This window comes from uncultured Candidatus Kuenenia sp., from assembly GCF_900696675.1.
GTDB classification, from domain to species: domain Bacteria; phylum Planctomycetota; class Brocadiia; order Brocadiales; family Brocadiaceae; genus Kuenenia; species Kuenenia stuttgartiensis_A.
This window is the reverse complement of the sequence record NZ_CAADGZ010000145.1, coordinates 1-7801: the sequence shown is the minus strand read 5'-3', so window position 1 is coordinate 7801 and position 7801 is coordinate 1. Positions and strand designations below refer to the sequence as shown.

General features: G+C 41.0%; 8 protein-coding genes. 3 read left to right on the top strand and 5 right to left on the bottom strand.

Features of this window, described 5'->3' with window-relative positions:
* Positions 1-69 precede the first annotated feature (69 nt).
* The 5 genes from QZT26_RS15175 to QZT26_RS15155 all read right to left on the bottom strand — a co-directional run bounded on the left by QZT26_RS15175 (position 70) and on the right by QZT26_RS15155 (position 3864).
* The gene (locus QZT26_RS15175) at positions 70-1530 is read right to left on the bottom strand and encodes a PAS domain S-box protein (RefSeq protein WP_295103348.1); all 1461 of its coding nucleotides are present in this window, start codon (positions 1528-1530) and stop codon (positions 70-72) included.
* A gap of 296 nt (positions 1531-1826) precedes the next feature.
* The gene (locus QZT26_RS15170; RefSeq protein ID WP_099323875.1) at positions 1827-2219 is read right to left on the bottom strand and encodes a response regulator; all 393 of its coding nucleotides are present in this window, start codon (positions 2217-2219) and stop codon (positions 1827-1829) included.
* A 64-nt stretch (positions 2220-2283) separates the two neighbouring features.
* Positions 2284-2553, bottom strand: a complete 270-nt coding sequence (locus QZT26_RS15165) for a response regulator (RefSeq protein WP_099323874.1) — start codon at positions 2551-2553, stop codon at positions 2284-2286.
* Positions 2554-2830: 277 nt separating this feature from the next.
* Entirely contained in the window at positions 2831-3055 is a 225-nt protein-coding gene (locus tag QZT26_RS15160) for a hypothetical protein (RefSeq protein WP_164995173.1), read from the bottom strand.
* Between the two features lie 479 nt (positions 3056-3534).
* On the bottom strand, positions 3535-3864 hold the full coding sequence (locus QZT26_RS15155) for a hypothetical protein (RefSeq protein WP_099323872.1): 330 nt from the start codon (positions 3862-3864) through the stop codon (positions 3535-3537).
* Between the two features lie 1100 nt (positions 3865-4964).
* Here QZT26_RS15155 and QZT26_RS15150 point away from each other — a divergent pair.
* From QZT26_RS15150 to QZT26_RS15140, 3 genes are all read left to right on the top strand, one after another.
* Complete coding sequence (locus QZT26_RS15150; protein WP_197705308.1) at positions 4965-6830, top strand: nitrite reductase; 1866 nt, start codon at positions 4965-4967, stop codon at positions 6828-6830.
* Between the two features lie 70 nt (positions 6831-6900).
* Positions 6901-7326, top strand: coding sequence for a c-type cytochrome (locus QZT26_RS15145; protein ID WP_157820320.1), 426 nt, complete (start codon positions 6901-6903; stop codon positions 7324-7326).
* Positions 7326-7679: a cytochrome c gene (locus QZT26_RS15140; RefSeq protein ID WP_295103342.1), complete on the top strand. Its 354-nt coding sequence runs from the start codon at positions 7326-7328 to the stop codon at positions 7677-7679. The genes QZT26_RS15145 and QZT26_RS15140 overlap by 1 nt, the downstream gene beginning before the upstream one ends.
* Positions 7680-7801: the final 122 nt, after the last annotated feature.

The window sequence follows — 7801 nt, the reverse complement described above, 5'->3', positions numbered from 1 at the left end:
TAAGGCGAAACTGACTATGAGAAAGGCTTATGGTTATAAATCTCTGGAATGCCTGCAAACAGCCTTGTATCATACTCTTGGTAATTTGCCGGAACCAATACTTACCCACAGATTCTGCGGATGAGGCTTTTTTTCCTTGTCAAGCATGATTGCGGCAGCTATGTCCGGAGCAAAGTTTTTTTGCAGTGCAGAGACAAGATGTTTAAAAAGGGCTTCTTCCTGTACATCTTCTTCGTTGATGATTGTAGAAAAAGACATCAGGTCTTCCAATTCTTTAATGTGCCTGATCCGCTCTTCTTCCATCAGTTTACGTTCGGTGATATCCTCTTTTACAACGATAAAGTGGGTGATTTTGCCCTCATGGTTCCTGATTGGAGAGAGATATACATTTTCCCAATACATTTCACCGTTCTTCTTTTTGCAGCAAAATTCTCCATTAAGTTCTTTCCCCGAAAGAAGGGTTTTCCACAGTTCTGCAAACTCTTCGGAAGAAATGTTTTCCGGCTTGAGAACGCGGGGGTTTTTCCCGATAACCTCTTTGGCGGTGTAACCGCTTGATTCTGTGAATCGTGGGTTAACGTATTCTATGATGCCTCTGGAATTAGTTATAATGGTGGTGACGGGACTTTGTTCGATGGCGCGTGAAAATTTACTTAATTCTTCCTCAGCTTTTAAGCGTTTGGTGATGTCTTCTTTTACCGCGATAAAATGAGTGATGCGGTCTGATTGGTTTTTTACGGGAGATATATATGCATATTCCCAATACAAATCGCCGTTCTTTTTTTTGTTACGAAATTTTCCCTGCCATTCTTTTCCAGAAGTAATTGTCTTCCATAAGTGGTCAAATTCCTCTGCCGGAATATTGTCTGGTTTTAAGATATTCGGGTTTTTCCCAACTACCTCTTCAGGCGCATAGCCGGTCAACTGAGTAAACTTGGGGTTGACGTACTCAATAACGCCTTTTGAGTTGGTGATTACTACGGTGCATGGACTTTGTTCTATTGCGCGTGATAATTTGCGCAGGTCTTCTTCTGCCCTTAAATGTCCGGACAATTCCTCTCTAAGCCTCTTGTTTTCTTTTGCAAGTGCTTCTGTTGTGGCGTTTTCATAGTCAACGAATGGTTTGTTCCTGCCGGAAATGCTTTGCTGTAGACCTCCCGAAGTATTAACTATAGCGGTTCTGTAAATGGTGCAACCATTCTCATCTTTGTTTTTTACGCTGATCAATTGGAGGGTTGTACGGTGGTGCCCTTTTGCTGAAATGATTATTTCAGAAATTACCTGTTCAATAGAATGTTCGCATTGTTTCAGATGATTTAAAAAAATATCAGAAGTTTCTGCCGTCACAAAATCAAGAAAAGAAGTATTTGTTAATTTATTTTGTTCTACTCCCAGCAGCTTTGCCCCGGTTTGGTTTATTTCCCGTATAAGACCATTGCTATCTAAAGAGACATAGCCAATGGGAGAAGTATTATAAAGGTTTTTATAATAATTGCATGACTCTTCTAATGTCTTAAGTGTTTTTTGCATAGTTGTTTTTAAATCTCCATTAATGGGAAGTTATTTTACGGTTCATGAGAAAGATGTATTCAATGTATTGTGTTTCTTTTTTGGTAACTATTCGGGGAATAGATCTTTTTAGTGAGATTACATGGTTTCGGCAGAATGGTTTTGTGCTCAGTTTTTTCCATAAACAACCTTAAGGGTTTCCATGTAATTTGAAAATTCTTTTAATTGTATTTGTATCTTTTCTGAATGTCTTTCCTTTGCGCATGCTTCTATAATCATTGCCAATTCAGATTCTTTAAGGTCGGGGATTACTGTAACTACGTTTCTCCCGCTTTGTTCTGCACCGGCATTTGCAAATCCATTAATAAGATATCATACTTTTTTAACTTAAATTTTTCTACACCGATCTTTCCATTCTCTGCAATATCAATGTTGGCGCTGTTTTTTAAATATGACTGAACGACAATGCGGTTATAAATATAATCTTCAACGAGAAGGATATTCAATAAATCAATATCTTCACGATTATTCGGCAAGTCTTCTCTTATTGGTTCCTTCGTGAGAGTTTGTGTTTTTCTCACGGCAAGACCGATGGTATTTAAAAGTTCACTACGTTTTACCGGCTTGACAATATACGATGGGATGCATTCCAGATTTTTTGCAAAAAAACAATCAGTAGGGGTTAACAGTAACGTAGAGACAGGTTTCAAGCCTGTCTTTTACCGCTTGAAAATGACAGAAACAACCCTGACAGGGTTCCAAACCCTGTCAGGGTTAATCAAACAAGATGTTTGCGATACAATACCTGTTAGCCAACATGTAGGTGCGAATATTTGCAAAAAATCGGGAATGCACCCCTAATTTTTTAGCCCTGTCAGAATCGCTGTTTCTGTTGTCAGAGTTAAGCATCATAACCGTTATTCCATCAAGTTTCGGATCGTTTTTAATATTTTCCGCAACCTGAAACCCATCCATGCCTGGCATGCGGCAGTCCGGCAGAAGTACCCAAAAGGGTGTGTCCGCAATAGTTGCATCCTTAAGCATCTCCAGCACTTATTCTCCGCATGACGCCTCCGATACAATAGCTCCCCAACCTGAAAGCATTTCCATCAAAATTAAGCGGTTCGTGTCATTGTCATCTAAAATAAGGACTTTGACTCCGTTTAAATTTCCGGGCTGGATTTCTTCACGCGACTTTTGTTCCGCATCCCAGACCGGAAGTCGGGTTTAGTTCATAGAAGAAAGCTGGTTATCCTTTAACTCCGCCATTTATGGCGGAGATCAGTATAACGAAAACATCGGCTTTAGCCGTGACTTCCAGTCAGCGATCAAACTCAAATCCATTATTTAATCTTGATGCAATCTTATTTTTGGAAAAGAAACCGGGCATTGCGTGAATCTCGCTGATAACGGAGTCTTCCATAAAATATTTTGCCTCTTCAAGGACAAGTAAATAATCTTCTTTTGGTATTATGTGGATTAATTCCCTTAAATCAAATGTCTTTAAAACAACTTTCAGCATGTCCCTGAGTTCCTTCTCTGCCATTTGTAACGCAAACATCTTTTCATAATAATATCAGGTCTACCCTGCCGAACCACCGCCGATAATAATCACATCATAATGCATCTTTTCTCCCATGCATATTAAAACCTATACTTCATGCCAAGAAACAACAAATATGCCTTTGCTTTCACAATGCTTTCGTCAAAGTCGCCTCCAACGATTTTGCCTGAGCTGAAGTCATCCTCGCCTGATATCATAAATTGGGAGGCTACGCCGAATTCTCACTTATCCCACCATTCGCGGGTTCACTCATTAGAAGGCTTTTGTCCTTGACAAAAGCCTTCTAATGAGTGAACCCGCCGGGAGTTGTGTAATGTTTTACGCTGAATAGTTACTAAAATTCAAAACAAATCCAAAACATACCTGTCTGCGTGCGATCACGCACAGACAGGCAGCAATATGAATCACTAAATGTTAGACACGAAAGATGTATTTGTTTAGAATTTCGAATCATTTTGTCATTAGAATTTGTTTCGTATTTCACAATTATCGGATTTCACCATTAAGTATTTTGCCTGAAAGTACAAAGAAGTAACTGATAAGATACTAAGTCTTCTCCGTATCGCTGCGCTGAAAAATTTTAACCCTGTTACGTCCTTCATTTTTAGCCTGGTATATGCCTTGTCCGCATAATCAATCAAAATGTCAGAGTTTAAGTCCGGATCGGAAATCGTCGTTGCAATCCCCATACTGACGGTAACCAGGCCGCAAACATGCGACTCCTGAAGGGCAATTTTTGGCGCATCAATGTTTATACGTAGTTTATACGTATGTTTTCCGCTATCTGGCATGCACCTTCTAACTCCATATCAGGCAAGACCGCGACAAATTCTTCTCCTCCGTATTTTTCTTGAGGTGTAACCGTTGGAATTCAGGAAAAATTTGAGTTGAAAATGTACGTCCGGAGAATCGTCAACCATGCGTATACTCATGGTTATCCCTTCCATTCTGATTGTGTTGTTTAGTTGCGGGAATTTATAAATATTTAGTATTTTGAAATAATACAATGGTAGCGAAATATAAATAACCAACATAGGCAATTTTTATACAGAAGCTCCGTAGGGGGCTAAAATAGCCTGAATAAGGGTGCTTGGTGAACCGCCCTAAAAGCGACGGGATTGTAATTATTTTTCAACATAAGTCAATGATTTTATGATGTCCCCAGAATGTTAGCTTCAAATTCTTTTCACATGTGCATAACATATTGCAAAAGGAAATACAGTTTTATAATTCATATTGTAAAAGGCGTATTCCGCAAGATCAGTGGTATAAGGGAAATAGGACTATTGATATGTACTTCTGAAAATAAGGAACAGAATGTGTTAATCATTATGGTATGCAAGTTTTCATCATTGAATTCGGGATATTACCGTAACCGAAGATTTGAACAACTTGTATATATAGATAGATTTTCACTTTTGATCTTCACAAATAATAACCAGCTAAGTGAAAACCCGGGACTGATGAAAAATATTATAAGTTGTCAGTAATTGGGCAAAAGCCGATGGTTCCTCTCTGATAGTCAATTGCTCCCTCCGCCTGATATATAGTCAAACAAATCTGATTTTAGAACCTTAGCGGTAATTTGGCTTTTTGGAAAATGGGGGCGAAGCATTTGCATGCGTACAGCATAATTCCTTCAACGTAGCGGGGTTGACGTATGTACAGCATTTTACGTCTCTCTCTTATATGCAGGCAAATGCTTCGCCCCTACCTGTAATGTTTTTCGAAAAATAGATTTATTTGACTATAGTACAGATTACTTCTCGGCCTTGGTAATACAAATCGCAGTCATATATTACCTTTAATTAAAGAAAAAGGGCTGTAATAAAGGTATCTGCAAGGCTTTTAAGCCCTGCACAAAGCACTTCGGTAAACGAAAGGAGGATGTATGAAGTTATGGTTGGTAATTGTGATATCCGTTTTCTCATTTGTGATTATGGGTACTGGCGTTGTTCAGAAGGCTGAGGCCGAGCTTTCGGAAGAAGGTCGTCAGGTGGCAAAACCTAATGCGGAGGCGCAGCTTTCAGGAGAAGAATATAAGAAGGCAAACGTTGTTCAGAAGGTTGAGGCTGAGCTTTCGGAAGAAGGTCGTCAGGTGGCAAAACCTAATGCGGAGGCACAGCTTTCAGGAGAAGAATATAAGAAGGCAAACGTTGTTCAGAAGGCTGAGGCTGAGCTTTCGGAAGAAGGTCGTCAGGTGGCAAAACCTAATGCGGAGGTGCAGCTTTCAGGAGAAGAATATAAGAAGGCAAACTGGGAGTATTTTAACAGATGCGGCGGATGTCATGGTATGCTAAGGAAAGGTGCAACGGGTAATGCCCTTACACCTGACAGGACGAAGCCTATGGGCACGGAGAGACTCAAAAATATAATCTTTAACGGAACGAAAGGCGGTATGCCAGGATGGGGCGCAGGTGTTAATATTTATACGATGGAAGATGCTGAGCTCCTTGCGAAGTATATCCAAATGGAGCCGGAGGTTCCGCCTGAGTTTAACATGAAAGACATCAGGGCGACATGGAAAGTTTATGTGCCGGTTGAAAAGAGACCTACAAAACCTGTGCACCATAGAAACTGGGAGAATTTCTTTGGAGTAATTTTGAGGGACGCCGGTAAGATTGCCATAATTGACGGCGATACCAAAGAGGTAGTATCTGTTCTGGATTCGGGGTTTGCCGTGCATACCCTCAGGTATTCAAAATCAGGCAGATACCTCTATACGATTGGCAGGGACGCCAAGGCGACACTCGTTGACCTCTGGATGGACCCTATACAGACTATTGCAGAGGTTAAGACCGGGCTTGATGCTAGGTCAATTGAGAGCAGTAAGTATAAAGGCAGAAAGGGGGACTTTGTTGATAAGCTTGCCGTGGTGGGAAATTACTGGCCTCCAAGCTACGTTATCCTTGATGGTCTTACGCTTGAGCCGCTGAAGATTGTAAGCACAAGGAGCTACACCTATGATACACAGGAATACCATGTTGAGCCAAGGGTGGCTTCTATCGTTGCATCGCATTTTGCCCCTGAATGGGTGTTAAATGTTAAAGAGACAGGACTCATCCTGCTTGTGGATTACTCTGACATAAAAAATCTCAAGGTCACTACAATTGAATCGGAGAGATTCCTCCATGACGGCGGATGGGACAAATCACACAGATATTTTCTCGTTGCAGCCAACATGAGGGATAAGCTTGTTGTTGTTGATACAAAGACAAAAAAGCTTGAGGCTATTGTAGAGACCGGTATTAAACCTCACCCCGGAAGGGGGACAAACTTTAAGGACCCCGAATACGGATGGGTTTATGCAACACCGCATCTCGGAGAAGCGGCAGTGGCCCTTGTATGCACAAAACCAAGACATGACAAGACTGAAAACAGATGGAAGGTAGTAAGAAAGCTCAAGGTTGCAGGGGACGGCGGATTGTTTATCAAGACCCATCCAAAGAGCCACCACCTGTGGGTAGACCATACACTCTCAAAAGATGTAGATGCACAAAGAAGCGTTACGGTTTACGATATCAGGCATCTTGACAAGGAACCAAAAGTATTGAAACTTACAGACAAGGGCAGGATTGTCCATATGGAATATAATAAAGGGGGCGATGAGTTATGGATATCTGTCTGGGATAGGGAAGGAGAGATTATTGTATTTGACGATGAAACGCTTACAGAGAAGGCAAGGATCACAGATCCAAGACTTGTAACTCCGACGGGCAAATTTAATGTCTATAACACAAGGCTTGATATTTACTAAAACTTAGGCCTGGATGCCGGAAGGGAAGCCTTCCGGCATCCAAAATTTAGATGTTAAGGAGGGTAGTAATATGGGTTTAATGGCAATCAAAACAGCGATTATTGCGTTTATATTGATAGTGCCGATGTCTGTCCATGCGGAGGATGTACAGACGGCTAAAAAAATTCCGGAAAAATACCTTGCTATCAAGAATCCGTATGCAGGAAGTAGTAAATTAGTAGCGCTTGAGAGGGGCCGGTCTGTTTATTCAAGGAAGTGTGCGAAGTGTCATGGGGAAAATGGCGATGGTGTAGGTGGTATATTGGAAGGATTCGCATTGCCCGTTTTTAATAAAGAGTTTTTTTCACAAAAAGAGGATGGATATATATTCTGGTTAATAGAGCAGGGTTTGTCTGGTACCCTGATGCCTTCTTTCGGGCCCGACAGCGGTGATAATCTCTCGGCAGATGATATATGGAAAGCGATAATCTTTGTGCGCGAGAGGTTTGGTAAATAATGCCTGTACACGGTAAAAGCTTATTCGTAACGGCAGGAGGCATACTGTTTATTGTTATCTGCACAAGCTTTATTACAGTGCCCGTCCTGAATGCTTCTACTAAAGATGAACTGCTTTATCAGGCATATTGCTCATCGTGTCATCATCCTCAAAGGATGGGAACAACTGCCTCTGCGCTTCTGCCTGCACTTTTAAAAAATCTTTCTGATAAAGACCTTGCAGACATTATTAAGAATGGGCTTCCAGCAACACAAATGCCTTCTTTCGACTACCTGAACGATGAAGAAATAAATATGATTGTGGCATTTATCAGAAAGCCTATGTCCGTGGAATGGAAAGAAGATGACACCTAAATCCTGCAAACAAGGCAAAGCCTTGTTGCAGGAATAGGATTGAAATGGTAGGATTTCCAAGGTATTCGGCGGTATATTGATAACAAAAAACACCTGAAAGGAGATTCACCATTTCGATGAAG